This window comes from Candidatus Microbacterium colombiense (assembly GCA_029203165.1).
Taxonomy (GTDB): domain Bacteria; phylum Actinomycetota; class Actinomycetes; order Actinomycetales; family Microbacteriaceae; genus Microbacterium; species Microbacterium colombiense.
Genome location: CP119308.1, coordinates 2,721,754 through 2,741,007 on the forward strand (window position 1 = coordinate 2,721,754; position 19,254 = coordinate 2,741,007).

General features: G+C 68.4%; 20 protein-coding genes. 7 read left to right on the forward strand and 13 right to left on the reverse strand.

The features are described 5' to 3' along the window. Positions 1-24 precede the first annotated feature (24 nt). Entirely contained in the window at positions 25-465 is a 441-nt protein-coding gene (locus P0Y60_13160; protein WEK62922.1) for a DUF1844 domain-containing protein, read from the forward strand. Between the two features lie 77 nt (positions 466-542). Here P0Y60_13160 and P0Y60_13165 read toward each other — a convergent pair whose 3' ends face one another. Continuing rightward, positions 543-1,352: an SseB family protein gene (locus P0Y60_13165; protein ID WEK60261.1), complete on the reverse strand. Its 810-nt coding sequence runs from the start codon at positions 1,350-1,352 to the stop codon at positions 543-545. Next, entirely contained in the window at positions 1,336-2,082 is a 747-nt protein-coding gene (priA, locus tag P0Y60_13170) for a bifunctional 1-(5-phosphoribosyl)-5-((5-phosphoribosylamino)methylideneamino)imidazole-4-carboxamide isomerase/phosphoribosylanthranilate isomerase PriA (GenBank protein ID WEK60262.1), read from the reverse strand. Before priA ends, P0Y60_13165 begins: the two co-directional genes overlap by 17 nt. A 737-nt stretch (positions 2,083-2,819) precedes the next feature. Here priA and P0Y60_13175 point away from each other — a divergent pair. Further along, positions 2,820-3,653 (forward strand): AAA family ATPase, encoded by an 834-nt coding sequence (locus P0Y60_13175; protein WEK60263.1) that lies wholly within the window; start codon positions 2,820-2,822, stop codon positions 3,651-3,653. 24 nt (positions 3,654-3,677) lie between these two features. Here P0Y60_13175 and hisH read toward each other — a convergent pair whose 3' ends face one another. From hisH to P0Y60_13195, 4 genes are read right to left on the reverse strand one after another with little or no spacing between them, the layout of a single operon-like run. Further along, the gene (gene hisH / locus P0Y60_13180; GenBank protein ID WEK60264.1) at positions 3,678-4,313 is read right to left on the reverse strand and encodes an imidazole glycerol phosphate synthase subunit HisH; all 636 of its coding nucleotides are present in this window, start codon (positions 4,311-4,313) and stop codon (positions 3,678-3,680) included. Next, the gene (hisB, locus tag P0Y60_13185; protein WEK60265.1) at positions 4,310-4,927 is read right to left on the reverse strand and encodes an imidazoleglycerol-phosphate dehydratase HisB; all 618 of its coding nucleotides are present in this window, start codon (positions 4,925-4,927) and stop codon (positions 4,310-4,312) included. The genes hisH and hisB overlap by 4 nt, the downstream gene beginning before the upstream one ends. After that, on the reverse strand, positions 4,924-6,018 hold the full coding sequence (locus P0Y60_13190; GenBank protein ID WEK60266.1) for a histidinol-phosphate transaminase: 1,095 nt from the start codon (positions 6,016-6,018) through the stop codon (positions 4,924-4,926). Before P0Y60_13190 ends, hisB begins: the two co-directional genes overlap by 4 nt. Positions 6,019-6,067: 49 nt before the next feature. Beyond that, on the reverse strand, positions 6,068-6,430 hold the full coding sequence (locus P0Y60_13195; GenBank protein ID WEK60267.1) for a LysM peptidoglycan-binding domain-containing protein: 363 nt from the start codon (positions 6,428-6,430) through the stop codon (positions 6,068-6,070). 310 nt (positions 6,431-6,740) lie between these two features. Between P0Y60_13195 and lexA the strand changes: the two genes are divergently transcribed. The 3 genes from lexA to P0Y60_13210 are packed head-to-tail and all read left to right on the forward strand — an operon-like array spanning position 6,741 to position 10,361. Further along, entirely contained in the window at positions 6,741-7,427 is a 687-nt protein-coding gene (lexA, locus tag P0Y60_13200) for a transcriptional repressor LexA (GenBank protein WEK60268.1), read from the forward strand. Positions 7,428-7,477: 50 nt separating this feature from the next. After that, positions 7,478-8,443, forward strand: coding sequence for a bile acid:sodium symporter (locus tag P0Y60_13205; GenBank protein WEK60269.1), 966 nt, complete (start codon positions 7,478-7,480; stop codon positions 8,441-8,443). A gap of 52 nt (positions 8,444-8,495) precedes the next feature. Beyond that, positions 8,496-10,361 (forward strand): prolyl oligopeptidase family serine peptidase, encoded by a 1,866-nt coding sequence (locus P0Y60_13210; GenBank protein WEK60270.1) that lies wholly within the window; start codon positions 8,496-8,498, stop codon positions 10,359-10,361. A 9-nt stretch (positions 10,362-10,370) separates the two neighbouring features. Here the strand turns inward: P0Y60_13210 and smpB are convergent, their stop codons facing one another. The 3 genes from smpB to ftsE all read right to left on the reverse strand — a co-directional run bounded on the left by smpB (position 10,371) and on the right by ftsE (position 12,915). Continuing rightward, positions 10,371-10,847: an SsrA-binding protein SmpB gene (gene smpB, locus P0Y60_13215; GenBank protein ID WEK60271.1), complete on the reverse strand. Its 477-nt coding sequence runs from the start codon at positions 10,845-10,847 to the stop codon at positions 10,371-10,373. A gap of 71 nt (positions 10,848-10,918) precedes the next feature. Then, on the reverse strand, positions 10,919-11,833 hold the full coding sequence (gene ftsX, locus P0Y60_13220) for a permease-like cell division protein FtsX (protein WEK60272.1): 915 nt from the start codon (positions 11,831-11,833) through the stop codon (positions 10,919-10,921). Continuing rightward, positions 11,830-12,915, reverse strand: coding sequence for a cell division ATP-binding protein FtsE (gene ftsE, locus P0Y60_13225; GenBank protein WEK60273.1), 1,086 nt, complete (start codon positions 12,913-12,915; stop codon positions 11,830-11,832). Before ftsE ends, ftsX begins: the two co-directional genes overlap by 4 nt. Positions 12,916-13,098: 183 nt before the next feature. Between ftsE and P0Y60_13230 the strand changes: the two genes are divergently transcribed. Beyond that, positions 13,099-14,151 carry a DUF2510 domain-containing protein gene (locus tag P0Y60_13230; GenBank protein WEK60274.1) on the forward strand — a complete coding sequence of 351 codons (1,053 nt, stop codon included), beginning with the start codon at positions 13,099-13,101 and terminating at the stop codon, positions 14,149-14,151. A gap of 65 nt (positions 14,152-14,216) precedes the next feature. On the opposite strand, the gene prfB is transcribed toward P0Y60_13230, so the two are convergent. The 3 genes from prfB to P0Y60_13245 are packed head-to-tail and all read right to left on the reverse strand — an operon-like array spanning position 14,217 to position 17,507. Beyond that, entirely contained in the window at positions 14,217-15,326 is a 1,110-nt protein-coding gene (prfB, locus tag P0Y60_13235; GenBank protein WEK60275.1) for a peptide chain release factor 2, read from the reverse strand. 55 nt (positions 15,327-15,381) lie between these two features. Further along, entirely contained in the window at positions 15,382-16,365 is a 984-nt protein-coding gene (locus P0Y60_13240; GenBank protein WEK60276.1) for a hypothetical protein, read from the reverse strand. Then, a complete protein-coding gene (locus tag P0Y60_13245) occupies positions 16,353-17,507 on the reverse strand; it encodes a hypothetical protein (GenBank protein ID WEK60277.1) in 1,155 nt (384 codons plus the stop codon). Before P0Y60_13245 ends, P0Y60_13240 begins: the two co-directional genes overlap by 13 nt. A 186-nt stretch (positions 17,508-17,693) precedes the next feature. On the opposite strand from P0Y60_13245, the gene P0Y60_13250 reads away from it, so the two are divergent. Then, on the forward strand, positions 17,694-18,932 hold the full coding sequence (locus tag P0Y60_13250) for an MFS transporter (GenBank protein ID WEK62923.1): 1,239 nt from the start codon (positions 17,694-17,696) through the stop codon (positions 18,930-18,932). On the opposite strand, the gene P0Y60_13255 is transcribed toward P0Y60_13250, so the two are convergent. Beyond that, positions 18,929-19,249: a hypothetical protein gene (locus P0Y60_13255; protein ID WEK60278.1), complete on the reverse strand. Its 321-nt coding sequence runs from the start codon at positions 19,247-19,249 to the stop codon at positions 18,929-18,931. The genes P0Y60_13250 and P0Y60_13255 overlap by 4 nt on opposite strands. Positions 19,250-19,254 lie beyond the last annotated feature (5 nt).

Here is a 19,254-nt window from a genome sequence, read left to right on the forward strand (position 1 = left end):
GTGAATCCTCTTTCGTTCCGGAGCATGACGCCCCGAAGCCCGCCAAAGTCTAACAGAAAGCAAGGCGAAGTGACGACTCAGGGCCACGAGGCAGACCACGAGCGGGAAGAGCGCTGGGCACGGCAGGAGGAAGCGGCGGCATCAGCCACCCGCGACATCGCCGATGTGCCCGCCGTCGAGGTGATCACCACGGCCGCCGTCCACCTGATGAGCGCCGGTGCGGTGAAGCTCGGTCTCGCCGATGATCCCGACGCCGCAGCGCAGCTCGACCTCGACGAGGCCCGCAAGCTGATCAACGCTCTCGCGGGGCTCATCACCGCAGGCGCCCCCGAGATCAGCGACATGCACGCCCGGTCGTTGCGCGACGGACTCCGGTCGCTCCAGCTCGCCTTCCGTGAAGCCTCCGTGATCCCCGACCCGATCGGCAAGGGCCCGGGCGAGAAGTGGACGGGTCCGGTCAACTAGCTCTCGGGGGCTCCGCAGGCCGGGACGTCGCTTCGCGGTCGCGCCGGTTGACAGCGGTGAGAGCGATGGAGGGGAAATCAGACGCTGCGGCGGAGCTTGACGGTCAGGGAGTCCGCCAGGACGGCGATGCGGTCGTCGGATGCCCAGCGCTGAGCCAGGCGGGACAACACGGCATCCAGCACCTCGCGCTCCAGCCCGTCGACGAGCTCCAGGACCACGATGAGCTCCGGACCCCGGAGCCGAGCATCCGGATCTCCGGCGGCGACAGCCACGTCGATGACGGCGAGCTCATGCGCGACGCTCTCCTGGAGCGCGCTGAACACCTCCGGCGACAGGAAACTCGGCTCCCAGGCATGCCCCTGCGCCACCGCCCAGACGGCCGGACGCCGGAACACGAACTCGGTGTCGGACGTCGGATCGAGCACGATGAGATCGGTGTCCTCCGCGGATGCCGCCAAGGCAGCGCGCAACGCCTCGACCGGGATCGGTCGCGCCGTGGGGTCCCACTTCTGCATCGCCTCGACCGAGGAGAAGACCGGTTGCACCCGGCGACCGTCCGGGGCCGCGACCGTCACGATCGACAGTTCCTGCGTCTTGTCGACCGCGAGACCGCTGGGCGCGACACCCTCCTCGCCCTTCTCCGCGATCAGAGGGATCAGAACGCGGGCGGAGCGGAAGGCATCGACGACCTCGACCTGACTGCCCTCGCCCGCGCGGAAGCGCAGCAGCGCACCAAGCAGGGCGGGGTCTGCGGAGCCGTCATCAGCCGCGTGAGGGTTCGACTCGAAGCTGCGCCCCTCCCAGGGCACCCCTGCGGAGTCGCCGTGGTTCACGGCACCGTGACCGTGATCACCGTGACCGCAGGCGTCGTCAGTCCCCTGCGACATCCAGCGCCTCAGCCAGCGTGAACGCTCCGGCGTACAGAGCCTTGCCGACGATGGCGCCCTCGACGCCCAGTGGCACCAGCTCGCGCAGCGCCGCGATGTCGTCGAGGCTCGAGATGCCGCCCGAGGCGACGACCGGCTTGGGGGTGCGCGAGGCGACCTCGCGCAGGAGTTCGATGTTCGGTCCGCGCAGCGTGCCGTCCTTGGTGACATCGGTCACCACGTAGCGGCTGCATCCGGCGTCCTCGAGGCGGTCGAGCACCTCCCAGAGGTCTCCACCCTCCTTGGTCCAGCCGCGCGCCGCCAAGGTCGTGCCGCGCACGTCCAGTCCGACCGCGATCGCCTCGCCGTAGCGTCCGATCACGTCGGCGGCCCACTCGGGGTTCTCGAGGGCGGCGGTTCCGAGGTTGATGCGGGTCGCACCGCTCTCGAGCGCCGCCTCGAGCGTCGCGTCATCGCGGATGCCGCCCGAGAGCTCGATGTTGACCCCACGGAACTGCTTGATGACCTTGCGCAGGATGGGCGCGTTGCTCCCGCGACCGAATGCGGCGTCGAGGTCGACGAGGTGGATCCACTGCGCGCCCTGCGACACCCACTCGCCCGCCGCGTCGATCGGGTCGCCGTAGTTGGTCTCGGTGCCGGCCTCACCCTGGGTGAGTCGCACCGCCTTGCCGCCGGCGACGTCGACAGCGGGAAGGAGCGTGAGAGAAGGAGACTGCGCGAAGTCGTTCATGGGTTCCTAAGGTGAGGATTCAGATCAGAGGTCCGAGCACACCCGTCACGGACGCACGAGAACCGAGGGTATCGCGACCCCGGCGCCCTTCCAAATGCGCGAGAAACGCAGGCGAAACGCACGGGATAGGCTGAGGCATGATGTCCGGACCGCACGATGACGCAACGCCCGGTGCCGACGCGCGCCGAAGCGGCGAAGAGCTTCCGATCGTCGACTCGGTCCCACTCCTCCCGCCCCGCACGCCCACGGTGCCTCCACGGCCCGCCGCGCTCCCCGCTGCGTCTGACGTTGCGCCGTACCGCCGCACCCGGGCCGAGGCTCGCGAAGAGCGCGCGCAGGTCGTCGCCGCTCCCCCGCGTCCGACACCACCGGCGCCCGAGGTCTCGTCCCCCGTACCGCCGGCCCCGTCATCGCCTGCACCGTCATCGCCTGCACCGTCATCGTCGGCTCCGAGAGCGTCCGTCCCCGCATCGCCGGCTCCGAGCGTGGCGTTGCCTGTGCAGCCGGCCCCGACAGCACCGCTGCCGTCCATTCCCGCTCAGCCGACCAACGCTCGGCTCGCTCCTGCTCGGCCCGAGGCGCGCCCGCCCGCACCCGCACCCGCACCCGCACCCGCACCCGCTGAAACAGTCTCGCGTCCGGCGCGGCGCGTTCGCGAGCGGGATTCCTTCCTGCAGACCGAGCGCCCCGAAGAGCCGGCACGCGAGGGTGCCCGCGGCGCGCTGAACCGCCTCGGTATGCGCATCCCTCCGTCGCTGGAGGAGCAATCGTCGCGCGATGACGAACTCGCGGTGAGCCAGCACTGGCCCGGTCCCCGCACGGTCGCGGTCGTGAACGGCAAGGGCGGTGCGGGGAAGACTCCGACGACAGCGCTGCTCTCCGCGGTGTTCGCACGGTACGGCGGGGCCGGGGTGCTCGCATGGGACAACAACCAGACCCGCGGCACGCTCGGCTGGCGCACCGACACGGGCGCACACGATCGCACCCTGCTCGAGCTCCTGCCGGAGACCGGAAGGCTGCTCGGGACCGGCGCGCAATCGGCCGATCTCGCTCACTTCATGCACCATCAGCCGCGAGAGAAGTACGACGTGTTGCGCTCGAAGCCGATCCGGCTCGCTCACGAGAACCGACTTCGACCGACCGACGTCGATGCGATCCATTCGGTCGCGGCGAAGTTCTACCGACTGATCATCATCGATTCCGGAAACGACGAGTCCGACCCGATGTGGCTGCGGATGATCGACCACGCCGACCAGCTCGTGATCGCGACGACCACCCGCGCAGATCACGCAGAGGCGGGCGCGCTGCTCATCGAGGCACTCGAAGAGCGCGACGAACGCTCCGCACGACTCGCACGCACATCCGTCGCCGTGGTCTCCCAGGCCGATCCGCGGGCGACGCCCGCCGACGTGGAGCACGTCACCAGCGGCTACCGCGCCCTCTCCCGCGAGGTCGTCAGCATCCCGTTCGACCATGAGATGGTCGATGGCCCGCTCCGCTACGGCTCGCTCGGCAAGCGCACGCAACGCGCGTGGCTGTCTGCGGCAGCCGCCGTCGCACGCGGTTTCTGAGCGCCACGGCGCCGCATCAGCGGGTCAGAGACTGCCGATCCAGTTGCGCAGCAGCTGGATCCCCGCCTCTCCCGACTTCTCCGGGTGGAACTGCGTCGCCGACAGAGGGCCGTTCTCGACCGCGGCGAGGAACGGCTCGCCGTACGTCGTCCACGTCAGCACCGGCTGCGGGAACGGAGGGATCACGTCCAATTCCCACGACTGCGCGGCGTAGGAGTGCACGAAGTAGAAGCGCTCCTGCTCGATACCCCGGAACAGCACGCTGTCATCGCCTGGGGAAACCGTGTTCCATCCCATGTGCGGGAGCACCGGAGCGTTGAGTTCGGTCACGGCTCCGGGCCATTCCCCCAGCCCTTCGGAGTCGACCCCGCGCTCGACACCATGTGCGAACAGCACCTGCATGCCCACGCAGATGCCCAGCACCGGCCGCCCACCGGCGAGACGACGATCGATGATCTCGTCGCCACGGTGCGCGTGCAGTGCCTCACGCACGGCAGCGAACGCACCCACTCCGGGCACCACGAGCCCGTCGGCCTCGAGAGCCTCGGTGCGATCGCGGGTCAGAACGGCATCCGCTCCGGCTGCCGCGAGCGCCTTGACCGCGGAGTGCACGTTGCCCGACTCGTAGTCGAACACCGCCACCTTCGGGGTGCGGGTCACAGCGCGCCCTTGGTGGACGGGATGCCGTCGACCAGCGGGTCGAGTGACTTGGCCTGGCGGAACGCGCGGGCGAAGGCCTTGTACTCCGCCTCGGCGATGTGGTGAGGATCGCGTCCGCCCAGCACGCGCACGTGCACGGTGAGAGCGGCGTTGAAGGTGATCGCCTCGAACGAGTGGCGCACGAGCGAACCCGTGAAGTGCCCGCCGATCAGGTGGTGTTCGAACCCGGCCGGCTCGCCCTCGTGCACGAGGTACGGACGACCGGAGATGTCGACGACGGCCTGAGCGAGCGCTTCGTCCAGGGGAACGAGGGCGTCGCCGTAGCGCGAGATGCCGGACTTGTCGCCGAGGGCCTCGAGGATCGCCTGGCCGAGCACGATCGAGACGTCTTCCACGGTGTGATGCGCGTCGATGTGGGTGTCGCCCGAGGCGCGCACGGTGAGATCGGTCAGCGAGTGCTTGGCGAATGCGGTGAGCATGTGGTCGAAGAACGGCACCGACGTGTCGATGCGGCTCGCACCGGTGCCGTCGAGGTTCAGCTCGAGTTCGACGGTGGACTCCGACGTGCTGCGCACGCGGCTCGCGGTACGCGGGGTCAGGACGGGGCTGCTCATGATGCCGATTCTATCGAGGCGAGCGCATCGAGGAACGCCGTGGTCTCCGCCTCGGTGCCGGCCGTCACGCGCAGGTGGCCGGGGATACCGACGTCGCGGATCAGAACGCCACGGTCGTAGAGCTTCTGCCACGTCGCCTTCGGATCCGCCACCCCGCCGAAGAGCACGAAGTTCGACCAGGAATCGTGGGGCGTGTAGCCGAGCGCCTCGAGGGTCGCGGTGATGCGATCGCGTTGCTCGACGATGTCGTCGACCATACCCAACATCACATCGGCGTTGCGCAGAGCGGCGACAGCAGCAGCCTGGGTGAGCGCACTCAGGTGGTACGGGAGGCGCACGAGCCGCAGGGCGTCGATGAATCCGGGGTCCGCGGCCAAGTACCCCACTCGCGCCCCGGCGAAGGCGAACGCCTTGCTCATCGTGCGCGATACGGCGAGTCGAGGGCGCCCCTCCAACAGCGACAGTGCCGACGGGGCGTCCCGCGGGGCGAACTCCTGGTAGGCCTCGTCGACGACCACGATGCCGCGCGCGGCGTCGTACACGGCCTCGATCACATCGATTCCGAGCGGGGTTCCCGTCGGATTGTTCGGCGAGCACAGGAGCACGACGTCCGGATCGGCCGCACGCACCTGCGCCACCGCCTCATCGGGGGTGATGCTGTAGTCAGGCTGACGGGCACCTGCCACCCACCGCGCGCCGGTCCCCTGCGCGATGAGCGGGTACATCGAGTAGGTCGGCGCGAAGCCGACGGCCGTGCGGCCGGGGCCGCCGAACGCCTGAAGGATGTGCTGGAGAACCTCGTTCGATCCGTTGCCCGCCCAGATCTGCTCGGCGACGAGCCCATGACCGAGGTAGTCGGCGAACCCCTCCCGCAATGCGGTGAACTCACGATCCGGATAGCGATTGACGTCGCGGATCGCGACCGCGATCTCGTCGAGGATGTCGCTCGCCACCTCATCCGGAATCGGATGCGTGTTCTCGTTGACATTGAGAGCGATGGGCAGCGGCGCCTGCGGGGCGCCGTACGGCTTCAGCCCCCGGAGATCGTCACGAAGCGGCAGGTCATCGAGTGAAGCGGTCACCCTTCCCATGCTAGAACGCCCTGAGGCGCTTCGCAGTTCAGTGACGCCGGATTGCCGGTCAGTTCGTGTACTGCGTGGGGAGCGACAGCTCCTGACCGACCTGCAGCTCGCCGGTCTGCAGCAGGTTCAATCGGCTGATCTCGCCGATGACCTCGCGAGGGTCGGCCGTCGGAGCGAGCTCGGTCGCGATGGACCACAGCGTGTCGCCCGGCAGCACGGTGACCGTCGCGAAGCTCACCGGTGCGGCGTCTTCGCCCGAGGCGAGGGCGCTCCCGCCGCTGAGAGCCGCGAACGCGATCCCTCCCGCGAGAGGGAGTGCGGCGAGTGCGAGCAGGACTCGGCGACCACGTGCGGTCAGCTTGAGCCGCGTCGCCGGACGCGCCGGGATGACTGCTGTGCTGCTGAAGGCGATGGTGCTCATGTGGTGCTCCTCTGCGTCGCCCCGATCTCTCGGGGATCAGCCACGGACCGTGAGGCCCTGTGGAAGTTGGCGTAGCGTTCGCATTCACCTCTCGGCCGGGAGAGAAGAATACGAAGCTACGTTCCGAAGATATCTTCGATTTCGAACATCTGTCAAGCTTTCTTCGAAACCACGTCCACGAATCTACCGACACGCTCGAACAGATCTTCCAGATCCGCATGATTCTCGGATACGGTTTCGATAACCACACCCCACCACGGGCCTCCGACATTCGATGAGCGGCGTCGGACACGCGTACTGAAGGAGCATCATGAGCGAGAACTCAGCCCCCGAGTCCGAGGCACCGCGTACCCGCCGCAGGAAGAGCCTCAGCCCGAAGCAGATGGCGATCCTCGAGGTCATCCAGGCGTCGATCGCCCAGCAGGGCTATCCGCCGAGCATGCGCGAGATCGGCGACGCCGTCGGTCTCAAATCCCTCTCGAGCGTCACTCATCAGCTCGGCCAGCTGGAGCTGAGCGGCTACCTCCGCCGCGATCCCGGCAAGACCCGCGCGATGGAGGTGCTGATCGACCTCCCGGGCACGAGCACCGAGAACCCCGCCGATGTCGTGACGCCCGTGGGCGACGCGGCGCTCGTTCCGCTCGTCGGCCGTATCGCCGCCGGCGTTCCGATCACGGCCGAGCAGCAGGTCGAGGAGATCTTCCCGCTCCCGCGTCAGCTGGTGGGCAAGGGCGATCTGTTCATGCTCAAGGTGTCCGGCGAGTCGATGATCGATGCGGCCATCTGCGACGGCGACTGGGTCGTCATCCGCTCCCAGAACAGTGCGGAGAACGGCGAGATCGTCGCGGCGATGCTCGATGACGAGGCGACCGTCAAGACCTTCCGGCGTCGCGACGGCCACACGTGGCTACTTCCCCGTAATTCCGCGTTCGAGCCGATCCTCGGTGATGAGGCGACCGTGCTGGGCAAGGTGGTCGCGGTGCTCCGCGCCGTCTGAGCGCGTAACCGCGCGCCGCATCGACCGACCACCCTCGTACAGTGAGGGTGATGGCTGAGACCACTCCCGCCCCCTGGCTCGAACGACACCAGATCGCGCTGTATCTGGGAGCGCTCGGGGTCGCCGCCGTCGTCGGATGGGCCCTTCCCGGCAGCTCGCACCTGGAGCCGGCGATCGAGCCGGTGCTGGGCCTGCTGCTGTTCGTGACCTTCCTGGGGGTACCGTTCCACGCCCTCGGCGACGCATTTCGCGACGTCCGCTTCCTGATCGCGGTCGGCATCCTCAACTTCCTCGTCGTCCCCGCCGTGGTCTTCGGACTGACCCGTTTCATCGCCGCCGATGACGCCCTGCTGATCGGCGTGCTGCTGGTGCTGCTCACCCCCTGCATCGACTACGTCATCGTGTTCGCCGGGCTGGCCGGGGGCGCGTCGGCCAAGCTTCTCGCCGCGGCCCCGCTGCTCATGCTCGCGCAGATCGTGCTCCTGCCCGTGTATCTCGCCCTCTTCGTCGACGGTGGCACGTTGTCCCTGATCGATCCGCTGCCGTTCGTGCGGGCGTTCCTCGTGCTGATCGTGCTGCCGCTGGCCGCGGCGGTGCTCGTGCAGCTGCTCGTGCGAGTGGCCCCCTCTGCCGCAGTGGTGCAGCGTGGGATGGGCGCGACCATGGTCCCGCTGATGATGGCGACGCTGGCGATCGTCGTCGCCTCTCAGATGCGCGGCGTCGCCGAACGACTGGGAACGCTGATCGTGCTCGTGCCGATCTATCTGGCCTTTGCCGTGATCCTGGTCGTCCTCGGTCTTCTTGCAGGGCGGTTCGCCGGTCTCGCTGCAGCGGAGGCCCGCGCCCTCACCTTCAGCGGGGTCACCAGGAACTCGCTGGTCGTGCTCCCTCTCGCGCTCGCTCTTCCCGCCCCGCTGGAGCTGGCACCCCTGGTCGTCGTCACCCAGACGCTCGTCGAGCTGTTCGTGATGGTCGCCCTCGTGCGGGTGCTCCCCCGCCTCATCCCCGTGCGCTGACATCACCGTCCCCGTGTGACACCGCGCGCCGGAGCGCGCATAGGCTCGAGGTATGACGTCGCGCCACGGCTCCTGGCCCTCTCCCTTCTCGACTGCCGGAGTCGCCGCCGCCTCTCCGCGGATCGACGGCGCACGGTTCGTCGGCGACGAGATCTGGTGGGGCGAATCGGTGCCGGCCGAAGCGGGGCGTGTCACGGTCCGCTCGTCGACGGGCGCCGAGATCCTTCCGGCGCCCTGGAGTGCGCGCTCGAGGGTGCACGAATACGGTGGCGGCGCGTGGACCGTCGACGCCGGCGGCGTGCTGTACTTCGTCGACGCCACGGACCAACGCGTGCAGCGGCTCGAGCCTCACGGCACGCCGTCGCCGCTGACGCCGGCCGGTGCCGCGCACGGGGGGCTTCGCTGGCAGAACGGCAGGCTGCTCGCGGTGCGGGAGGATCTCACCCCGGCGCCGCACCGGCGAGCGGTCATCGGCATCCCCACCGACGGCTCGGCCGCTGACGATCCGGGGGCCATCCAGGTCTTCGCGGAAAGCTCCGCGTTCTTCGCCCACCCCACCCTCTCCCCCGACGGTACGAGGATCGCGTGGGTCGAGTGGAGCGACACCGACATGCCGTGGGATCGTGCGGTGCTGCGCATCATGGACGTGCAGAGCGGAGCGTCCACGACGGTTCGCACCCGCGCGGCGCTGCAACCCGAGTGGATCGGCGACGACGAGATCCTGTTCTCCGACGATCCCTCCGGGCGCTGGACACTGCATCGCCTCCGGCTGCACGGCGTGACACCGTCGGCCGACGCCGAGACGATCGGGCCGGACGACGCCGACATCGGCTACGGGCTCTGGGTACTCGGCAATCGCTGGTTCCAGCCGCTCGATGACGGCCGAATCGTGGCCGCCCGGACCAACGGGCGCGACGAGATCGTTCTGATCGATCCCGTCGCCGGCGTACGGCGACTCGACGTGCCCTGCGACGGACACGTGAGCGTGGACGACAGCCACGGCAGCCGGGTTCTCCTCTCGGGAAACGGCGCGACCGTCAGCGCGGGCCTGTGGTGCGTGGATGTCGATTCCGGTGAGGTCACGGCGCTCCGGGGCGGCGAGGCCGTGGATGCCCAGTGGATGCCGCCCGCGCGACAGATCCAGGTCGACGGCGAACACGGCCCCGTGCATGCCTTCGTGTACCCGCCCGCGAACCCGACCGTCACTGCGGCCGTCGATGAGCGCCCTCCGTACATCGTGCTCGTGCACGGAGGCCCCACCGCGCACGTGACGGGAGCGGCATCGGCTGCGATCGCGTTCTACACGAGCCGCGGCATCGGCGTGCTCGATGTGAACTACGGCGGCTCCACGGGCTACGGACGCGCGTACCGCGAGCGGCTCCACGGCCAGTGGGGCGTGGTCGATGTCGACGACGTGATCGCCGCAGCCCGCGGCCTGGCCCGTGTCGGTCTGGCCGACCCCGCGCGGATCGCCATCCGCGGCGGATCAGCCGGTGGGTGGACCGTGCTGTCCGCGCTGGTGCACGGCGACACGTTCGCAGCGGGCATCAGCCGCTACGGTGTCGCCGACCTGCGGATGCTGGTCGAAGACACGCACGACTTCGAGGCGCACTACGTCGAGAGTCTGGTCGGGCCGCTTCCTGCTGCGGAGGCGCTGTACATCGCGCGTTCACCCCTGTCAGCGGTCGACCGCATCGATGTGCCCGTGCTGCTGCTCCAGGGCGAAGACGACAGAGTCGTGCCACCCTCGCAGTCCGAGGCCATCCGCGATGCGCTGGCCGCGCGCGGCATCGATCATGAGTACGTCCTGTATCCGGGCGAGGGGCACGGGTTCCGTCGTGCGGAGACGATCACCGATGCGCTCGAACGAGAACTCCGCTTCCTCGGACGCGTGTTCGGCTTCGACCCGCAGCTCTGACGATCGGGACTATTCGCCCACGCGATTGCGCAGTCGCATGGCCCGATCGGCCTCGCGGGTGTCCTGGCGCTCGCGCAGAGTCTGACGCTTGTCGTACTCGCGCTTGCCCTTCGCCAGAGCGATCTCGACCTTGGCACGACCGTCGGAGAAGTACAGCTTCAGCGGGATGAGCGTGTACCCGCCCGCCGACACCGCATGGGCGATCTTCGCGATCTCTTCCCGGTGCAGCAGCAGCTTGCGGATGCGCTTGGCCGAGTGGTTCGTCCAGTGCCCCTGCGAATACTCCGGGATGTGCACCGAGTCGAGGAATACCTCATTGCCCTTGACGAACGCGTACCCGTCACTGAGGTTGGCACGCCCCTGACGCAGCGACTTGACCTCAGTGCCGGTGAGCACCATCCCCGCCTCGTACGACTTCTCGATGTTGTAGTCGTGACGTGCGCGACGATTGGTCGCGATGACCTTCTCCCCGCGTTCCCTGGGCATGATGCTCTCCTGTGTGTCGATGAGCTCGACCAGACCCGGCCGAGCAGCCTTTCAGTCTATACCGACGGAGATCAGGTGCGAAGCCAGCGACGGATCGCGAAGCCGGCAGAGAGCGCGGCGAGCAGCACGCCGATGCCGATGAGCACCGGAACCACCAGCGTCGCATCCTGCATCGTCACCCACGTGGTGATGAACGGCACGCGTCCACGCAGATAGCCGTTGACGCCGAAGTGCACCCCGGCGACCACAGCGGCGCTCGCGAGGGCAGACCCCAGGAACGCCGCGAAGACGCCCTCCAGCACGAACGGGGTCTGGATGAACCTGTTCGACGCTCCGACCAGCCGCATGATGCCGATCTCCTTGCGCCGCGCATAGGCCGACAATCGGATCGTGGTCGCGATCAGGAGGGTGGCCGCGATCAGCATGAGCACCGCGATGCCGACGGCGATGTAGGTCGCGACGGTGAGCGCCGAGAACAACGGTTCGAGGTACTGAAGCTGATCCTTGACCTGCTCCACGCCGGCCTGACCGCTGAACGCCTCGGCGAGCACCTGGGATTGACCGGGATCCTTCATCGTGACGAAGAACACCTCGAACGCCTGATCCGGCGTCAGCACACTGGCCTGATCGGCGCCCAACTGCTCGACGAGCTTCGCGTAGGTGTCTTCCTTCGAGTCGAAGGTCATCGAGCTGATGAGCGGCGCCAGGGCATCGCCCTCGAGCTGCGCGCGCACCGCGTCGACCTGCTCCTCGCTCGCGGCGCCGTCGACGCAGGTGTCCGACTCCGAGACGTCGGAGCACATGTACACGGCCACCTGGGCGCGTTCAGCCCAATACCCGCGCATCACACCGATCTGCCCCTGCATCAGGATCGCAGCGCCGACGAAGGTGAGCGAGACGAACGTGACGAGCACGACGGAGATCACCATGGAGATGTTGCGACGCAGGCCGCCGAGGGCCTCGCCGAGGATCAGACCGATTCTCATGAGGTCGGTCCCACTTCCTCGTCATCTTCGCTGGAGAGCCCCAGACGGTCGGCCACTCCGAGCTCGGCGACATCGACCTGAGGAAGCACGATCGGATGCGTGCGCGGGCCGACGGTCGCCGGTACCGCCGGCAGAATATCGTCCGGCGCGGTCTCGGTCGGAACGGGAGCTGTCGGGACAGATGCTGTCGGAACGGATGCTGTCGTCGTCGCGACCGGCGGCTGCGTCACGGAGGGGGTGGACGCCGCGGCCTTACGCTGCGCACCCAACTCCTCTGCCAGGGCAGCACGGACCACCGAGAGGTCGGCGGTCTGACGCTGCACCTCCTGCACGGCGGTGAGCGCGGCCACCGCAGCGGCACCGCGGATCTCCTCGGGCACCAGGCGCGGGATGTTCGAGGTGTCACCGTATCCGCCGTGCACCTCATCTCGCACCATCTCCCCATCGCGGAGCTCGATCACACGTCGCTGCATCTGATCGACGAACGCCGCCTCGTGCGTGGCCATCAGCACAGTGGTGCCACCGGCGTTGATCCGCGCCAGCAGCTGCATGATGTCCACCGAAGTGGCGGGGTCGAGATTTCCGGTCGGCTCGTCGGCGAGCAGCACCTGCGGACGGTTCACGAGGGCGCGGGCGATCGCCACACGCTGCTGCTCTCCACCGGAGAGCTCGTGCGGCATCCGCTTCTGCTTGCCGTCGAGGCCCACCAGTGCGAGCGCCTCCGGAACGGCCTGCTGGATGAACCCGCGGGACGAGCCCGTGACCTGCAGCGTGAAGGCGACGTTCTGATAGACCGTCTTGGACGGGAGCAGACGGAAGTCCTGGAACACCGAGCCGATGTGCCGCCGGAAGTAGGGCACCTTGCGGTTGGCGAGAGAGCGCAGGTCGCGTCCGAGCACCGCCACGCGCCCGGACGTGGGCACGTCCTCTCGCAGGATGAGCCTCAGGCAGGACGACTTGCCGGAGCCCGAAGCCCCGACGAGGAAGACGAATTCCCCGCGCTGCACCTCGAAGTCGACGGCGGACAGGGCGGGCTTCGACGTCCCGCGGTAGCGTTTCGTGACGTTCTCGAACCGAATCATGGCGCTACGAGCCTAAGCGCGCGCTCTCGGGTGGCCGCGAGCGACACCCCGCGAAGCAGAGGCGGTCTGCGCACGATGGGTACCTCTCCCCATCCGACAGCCCCGTGCGCGTCACTCCCCCCTGCTATACATGAAGAGGTCCGGCGCCATCCTCGTCGGCCGCGAACTTCTATGGGGGACACCATGACGACACCTGCTGGTTGGTACGACGACGGATCAGGGCGTCAGCGCTGGTGGGACGGCCAGCAGTGGACCGAGCACTTCGCTCCCGAGACCACCGCGCCTGAGACCGCTGCGCCTGAGACCTCTGCTCCCGAGACGACCGCTCCCGAGACCACGGCTCCCGCCGTGGCAGAGGAGCCTTCGCTCGACGACACCGTGATCCGCATCCCGGAGGAACCGTCGGCCACCGAGACTCCGGTTGACGCTCCCGTCGAGTCTCCGGTTCAGGACTGGTCGACGCCCGGCGCCTCCGCCCCGACCACTCCCCTCGGCGACGGCTACCCCGCGCCCGCGTACCCGGCTGCAGCTCCGGAGCAGCCGTACGGTGGCTACCCCGGCGCGGCGCCCGCCGCTCCCGGCGCATATGCCCAGAGCCCGTCCGGGTTCCCGGCAGCCGCACCGTATGCAGCCGTGGCACCTGAGGCGCCGAAGAAGCTCTCCATCCTCGGGATCGTCGGACTCGGCCTGTCGGCGCTCGGAACCATCCTGGTCTTCATCCCGCTGGTCGGCGTCTTCGGCTTCGTGCTGCTCGCCGCCGGGTTCGTGGTCTCCCTGATCTCGCTCTTCCTCAAAGGCAAGAAGTGGCCGGGCATCACCGGTCTCGTGCTGGCGGTGGTCGGAACGATCATCGGCATCGTGATCTCTGTCTTCTACTTCTTCGCGGCCGTCCAGGGCGTCAGCACCGAGATCGACCGTCCCTCCAGCTCCGCCTCACCGTCGACCGGCACCGAGGAGTCCGACGCACCCGACGATGGTGCGGCCGGCGGGCCTCGCCCCACGACGGCAGAGGTGGCCGAGGGCGTCACCGCGATCTTCGGGGCGACCGGCGCAGACGGCTACACCGAAGCGCAGATCAGCTGCCTCTCCGACCTCCTCGTGACGTCGGATCTCGACGACGACACGCTGCGAACGATCGCGGAGAGCGACGGCACCCTCACCGATGTCGACGCGGCCTACGGCTTCGCCGAGGTCCTCTCCGACACTGAGACGGTGTCGGCCTGCTTCATGCAGTGACAGCGGCCTCATGACGAAGGCCCCGGAAGCATCTCGCTTCCGGGGCCTTCGTCATGATCCGAGAATCAGTCGTCGGTGGGACGCTTGCGCCAGCGGATGCCCGCCGAGATGAAGTCGTCGAGGTCGCCGTCGAACACCGCGGCCGGGTTGCCGGACTCCTGTCCGGTGCGGAGATCCTTCACGAGCTGCTGACCGTAGAGGAAGTACGAGCGCATCTGGTCGCCCCAGCTCGCGGTGATGTTGCCCGCGAGCTCCTTCTTCTTGGCTGCTTCCTGCTCCTTCTGAAGCAGGAGGAGGCGCGTCTGGAGCACGCGCATCGCGGCCGCACGGTTCTGGATCTGCGACTTCTCGTTCTGCATCGACACGACGATGCCGGTGGGAAGGTGCGTGAGGCGCACAGCGGAGTCGGTGGTGTTGACCGACTGTCCACCGGGGCCGGACGAGCGGAACACGTCGACGCGGATGTCACCCTCGGGGATGTCGACCTCGGTGGCCTCCTCCATGAGCGGGATCACCTCGACCGCGGCGAACGACGTCTGACGCTTGTCGGCCGAGCCGAACGGGCTGATGCGTGCGAGGCGGTGTGTGCCGGCCTCGACCGAGATGGTGCCGAACGCGTACGGGGCGTCGATCTCGAAGGTGGCCGACTTGATACCGGCGCCCTCGGCGTAGGAGGTGTCCATCACCTTGACGGGGTACTTGTGCCGCTCGGCCCAACGCAGATACATGCGCATGAGCATCTCGGCGAAGTCGGTCGCGTCGTCGCCGCCCGCACCGGAGCGGATCGTGATGATCGCGGAGCGCTCGTCGTACTCGCCGTCGAGAAGGGTCTGCACCTCGAGCTGGTTGATCAGGTCGGTGAGCGCCGCGAGTTCGGCACGGGCCTCCTGCGCGGAGTCCTCATCGCCCATCTCGTTCGCGAGATCGACCAGCACTTCGAGGTCGTCGAGGCGCTGGGCGATGCCGGTGATGCGGGCGAGCTCCGACTGGCGGTGGCTCAGCGCGCTGGTCACCTTCTGAGCGTTCTCGGTGTCGTCCCACAGATCGGGGGCGCCCGCCTCTTCGCTGAGGCGCGCGATCTCGTCGCGGAGCCGGGAGACGTCGACGACCTCACTGATGTCGCCGAAGGTGTGCCTGAGCGCCTGGATGTCGGCGGAGAGATCGAGTTCGAGCATGATATCCGAGCCTATCCTGCCGAGGGACGTCGCGCCGCCGGTACTCGTGACGCCCTCACTGCATCTCGAGCTCGATGCGGTGGTGGTCCTCCCCCGTGTCTACGACGACGCTGAGCCTGCCCACGGCGCGCGCGCCCGACGAGATCACCACGGATCCCGCCGCGACACCGCCGAGGATCGTCGCCACCTCTCGTGCGCTGCGATCGCTGATCTGCGGAGCCCCCGGAGCCTGGCTCGCCAGGATCGCGACACGGACTCCCCGCATCCGCGCCACCGCCGCCGCATCGGCGACGTCGGGATGATGAAGCCGCGGCGAGCGGATTCGATCCCTGATCACGCCCTCTCGGGCCGTCAGCTCGGTGATCAGGTCATCGTCGATTCGGCTCTCGTCGCGCACCCGCTCCAGCAGTCCCTCCACCTCTCGCGTGATCTCCGCGAGCTCCTGGCGGTACTGCTCCGCGGCCGCTCGGGCCGCAGCCCCTCTCCGCACGCTCTCTGCCGCCTTGGAGCGGTGCGCGCGTTCACGCGCGACCATGGCACGCAGCGTCAGTCGCCAGATCACCCCGAGGATACCGACCATGACCGGGATGCTTATCATCGCGCCGATGCCATCACTCGGCTGGTCCGTCGCGACACCCCAGCCGACGACGAGCGCGATCTGCGCACCGAGTCCTGCTCCGCCGATCGCGGGGTTGCCCCGTCCGATCTCCAACGCGACGAGGTAGGAAGCGAAGAAGACCACCCAGATCTCACCGGCGTGGTCGATGACCGACAGCATCAGGGCGGTGGCCACCAGGGTCGCCGCCGGAACTGCCCACGCCCGCCATCCCTGCAGTGGTGCGTCGCTGCGATGCGTGATGATGATCGATCCCACGAGGAGCACGGCGAGCGCGGCGAGATAGGCCGGAGCCGGCGGAGAGAAGAGCCCCTGGACGACCCCCTGCGCGATTCCACAGCACCACACCGCGATCATCACCCAGCGGGCGCCGCGAGTCGCGAGACCTGCCGCACCGGTGCCGCTCGGGATCACCGTGGCCATGACAGCATCACCTCCGTCCCCGCGCTCGGCGCGGAGTCGATGAGGGCGAGCCCTCCGACCTCCTCGACGCGCTGGAGGATGCTGTCCCGCACGCCGAGCCGCTCCGACGGCACCTCAGCCGTCAGGAAGCCGATGCCATCGTCTCGGATGCTGACGCGGATCCGTCCCCGCCCGACCACGGCGTCGAGCATGATCCGTTCTGCCTCGGCGTGGCGCCGCGCGTTTCGCAGTGCTTCGGCGGAGGCGGCCGAGAACGCCCGCACCACCCACGCGGGAAGCACTCCCCCTCGATCGTCGATGAGGAGCTCGACCGCGGAGAAACGCGCGGCGCGCAGTCGGATCTCCTCGGCGGCCTCCGCGCTGCTCATCTCCGTCGCCGACTCGTCAGGGTCGACGGAGTCTCGGAGCACCAGCAGAGCGTGAGCCGCCTCGTCCTGCAGCTCTCGCGGCGCCTCCCCACGGAACAGGGCAGCGGCGGCGAGCACCGAGAGCACTTCGTCGTGCACGAGTCGTTGGAGTTCTGCGTTGCGCTCGGCCTCGGCCTCTTCGAGCGCCTGTCGTTCTGCCGCGAGACGGGACTCCTCCTCCAGCCGTCGCAGTTGAGCCACGCGTCCGCGGATACCGATGAAGAGCACCACGAACCCGATGTTGCTGATGTGAATGGGTGTAGCCACGGCGACCACCTCGGGGACTGCGCCGGTGAACAGCCACGCCGAGATTGCGACCGACAGTCCGGAGAAGACCGCGAGAGCGATCGCGGCGACGGGACGGACGACGAGGACGAGCAGCGTCACCGATCCCGGCTCGATCATCCACACCCAGGGAACCACGCCTTCCGGCGGGCCTGAATACGCGAGGAAAGACGTCAGCTGCAGCGTGATCACGGCTGCCGGGATCGCGGCCCACAAGACGCGCAGCGCATGCATCGGCAGTACGCGTCCCATGATCGCGAGAGACACGAACAGTGCGATACACACCCACGATGCGGCCTGCCACCATGTCGCGAAGACGTTCTGCTGCGCGAAGAAGAGCGGAGCCGCCTGGCCGATCGCGCCGAGGATCGACCCCAACGAGATCAACCATCCGACCTGACGGTCGGTGCGGGGGTCGGACACGCGCTGGCGCGAAGGCCGATTCGGCATCAGCTACCTCCTGTCACGCTCCCCGCGCTCATCATCCTGCATCCGGGCCGCGCAACCAATATGCAATCCGCGCGTGCGTCGTCGCTCCGAGCGCACGCTTCCCTTGTGGTCACGGGCGCGAGTGGGTTGCGGGGGTAGCCTCGGACTGTGAGCGGTGCATCGACGATCCTGAGACAGTTCGGGCCGATGGTGTACCTCCCCACCGTGCTCTTCTCGCTCGGCGAAGGGGCGGTGATCCCGCTGATCCCGGTGATCGCGGCACGCATGGGTGCCGATGTGGCGTTCGCCGCGCTGGTCGCCTCCGCTCTCGTGGTGGGTCAGCTGTGCGGCAATCTGCCGGCGGGGTGGGCCGTGGCCCGCATCGGCGAGCGCTTCACGATGGTGATCGCGGGCGTGATCTCCATGGTCGCCGGTGCCGGCATGATCTTCGCGCCGTCGATCGGGGTGCTCACGGCATCCGTCTTCCTGCTGGGCTTCTGCGCCGCGGCCTTCGGCCTGGCCCGTCACGCGTTCATGACCACTCGCGTGCCCCCGGCGTTCCGTGCCCGCGCGCTCTCGTTGCTGGGCGGCAGCTTCCGTCTCGGCATCTTCATCGGACCGTTCGTCGCCGCAGGTCTCCTGCAGCTCTTCGGCACCGAAGAGGCCGCGATCTGGTTCTTCCTCGGGTGCCTGGTGTTCATGGTGCTGTTGGTGTTGTTCGGCCCCGACCCGGAGAAGACGATCCCGGCCATCACGCGCGCCTCGTCCGCGCACTATGCCGAGGACTCGGGCGAGGCGGTGAGCGGGGCGATCCCGACCATCGAGCGTGCCGGCATCTTCCGCACGATGTGGCGCCAGCGCTCCGTACTTGGCAGACTCGGGCTGGCGGCGGCGTCGTTGTCGGCCGTGCGCTCGGCTCGCCAGGTCGTGCTGCCGCTGTGGGGTCTGTCGCTCGGGCTCGACGCATCGACGATCGCCCTCGTGGTGGGCGTCTCGGGTGCGATCGATTTCGCCCTGTTCTACGCCAGCGGGCAGGTGATGGACCGCTTCGGAAGGCTCTGGGCGGCGATGCCGGCCATGGTCCTGATGGGTGTCGGATTCCTCGCCCTGTCGGTGACCCACGATGGTGATGCGGCGGTGCTCTGGTATGGGATGTTCGCGGCGATGCTCGGCGTGGGCAACGGTCTCTCCAGCGGCATCCTGCTCACCCTCGGTGCGGACGTTGCGCCGAAGCGTGAGCCCGCCGCCTTCCTGGGGTCGTGGCGCACGCTGACGGATGCCGGTGGCGCCGCGGCGCCTCTTCTCGTCTCGGGGATCATCGCCGTGTCATCGCTGCCCATCGCCGCTGCCGCCATGGGCGTGGTCGGCCTCGTCGGCGCCCTCGGGTTCCTGCGATGGATCCCCCGCTTCGTGCCGCGACCGAAGCCCGAGGGCGGCGGGAACTAGCCCACGATAAATCGGTGCTCCTCGATGTGGGTGGTCGACAGACCGAACCAGATCACCAGGAACGGGGCGAGCGCGAAGAGCGACACGATCGCGGCGATCACCCAGAGCGAGATCTGCTTGCTTCGCGAGTGACGCAGCCTGGTGCCACGAGAGGCCAACGCCACCAGGAGTGGAGCACCGAAGAAGAGCCATCCCGCCGCAACCTCGAGCACGACCCAGAGCGCATACAACCAGTCGAACGACGTCCGAATGTCAGAATTCGTTGTTGTAGCGGCATTGCGTCGAGCGGCTCTCCCGCTCGCTCGGTTCGTGTTCATCGCTG

What these genes read in the sequence shown, in the direction of transcription:
- P0Y60_13160 (WEK62922.1), top strand. Translation starts at nt 25, where the DNA reads ATGACGCCCCGAAGCCCGCCAAAGTCTAACAGAAAGCAAGGCGAAGTG.
- P0Y60_13165 (WEK60261.1), bottom strand. Translation starts at nt 1,352, where the DNA reads ATGTCGCAGGGGACTGACGACGCCTGCGGTCACGGTGATCACGGTCAC.
- priA (WEK60262.1), bottom strand. Translation starts at nt 2,082, where the DNA reads ATGAACGACTTCGCGCAGTCTCCTTCTCTCACGCTCCTTCCCGCTGTC.
- P0Y60_13175 (WEK60263.1), top strand. Translation starts at nt 2,820, where the DNA reads ATGCGCATCCCTCCGTCGCTGGAGGAGCAATCGTCGCGCGATGACGAA.
- hisB (WEK60265.1), bottom strand. Translation starts at nt 4,927, where the DNA reads ATGAGCAGCCCCGTCCTGACCCCGCGTACCGCGAGCCGCGTGCGCAGC.
- P0Y60_13190 (WEK60266.1), bottom strand. Translation starts at nt 6,018, where the DNA reads ATGGGAAGGGTGACCGCTTCACTCGATGACCTGCCGCTTCGTGACGAT.
- P0Y60_13195 (WEK60267.1), bottom strand. Translation starts at nt 6,430, where the DNA reads ATGAGCACCATCGCCTTCAGCAGCACAGCAGTCATCCCGGCGCGTCCG.
- lexA (WEK60268.1), top strand. Translation starts at nt 6,741, where the DNA reads ATGAGCGAGAACTCAGCCCCCGAGTCCGAGGCACCGCGTACCCGCCGC.
- P0Y60_13205 (WEK60269.1), top strand. Translation starts at nt 7,478, where the DNA reads ATGGCTGAGACCACTCCCGCCCCCTGGCTCGAACGACACCAGATCGCG.
- P0Y60_13210 (WEK60270.1), top strand. Translation starts at nt 8,496, where the DNA reads ATGACGTCGCGCCACGGCTCCTGGCCCTCTCCCTTCTCGACTGCCGGA.
- smpB (WEK60271.1), bottom strand. Translation starts at nt 10,847, where the DNA reads ATGCCCAGGGAACGCGGGGAGAAGGTCATCGCGACCAATCGTCGCGCA.
- ftsX (WEK60272.1), bottom strand. Translation starts at nt 11,833, where the DNA reads ATGAGAATCGGTCTGATCCTCGGCGAGGCCCTCGGCGGCCTGCGTCGC.
- ftsE (WEK60273.1), bottom strand. Translation starts at nt 12,915, where the DNA reads ATGATTCGGTTCGAGAACGTCACGAAACGCTACCGCGGGACGTCGAAG.
- P0Y60_13230 (WEK60274.1), top strand. Translation starts at nt 13,099, where the DNA reads ATGACGACACCTGCTGGTTGGTACGACGACGGATCAGGGCGTCAGCGC.
- prfB (WEK60275.1), bottom strand. Translation starts at nt 15,326, where the DNA reads ATGCTCGAACTCGATCTCTCCGCCGACATCCAGGCGCTCAGGCACACC.
- P0Y60_13240 (WEK60276.1), bottom strand. Translation starts at nt 16,365, where the DNA reads ATGGCCACGGTGATCCCGAGCGGCACCGGTGCGGCAGGTCTCGCGACT.
- P0Y60_13245 (WEK60277.1), bottom strand. Translation starts at nt 17,507, where the DNA reads ATGCCGAATCGGCCTTCGCGCCAGCGCGTGTCCGACCCCCGCACCGAC.
- P0Y60_13250 (WEK62923.1), top strand. Translation starts at nt 17,694, where the DNA reads ATGGTGTACCTCCCCACCGTGCTCTTCTCGCTCGGCGAAGGGGCGGTG.
- P0Y60_13255 (WEK60278.1), bottom strand. Translation starts at nt 19,249, where the DNA reads ATGAACACGAACCGAGCGAGCGGGAGAGCCGCTCGACGCAATGCCGCT.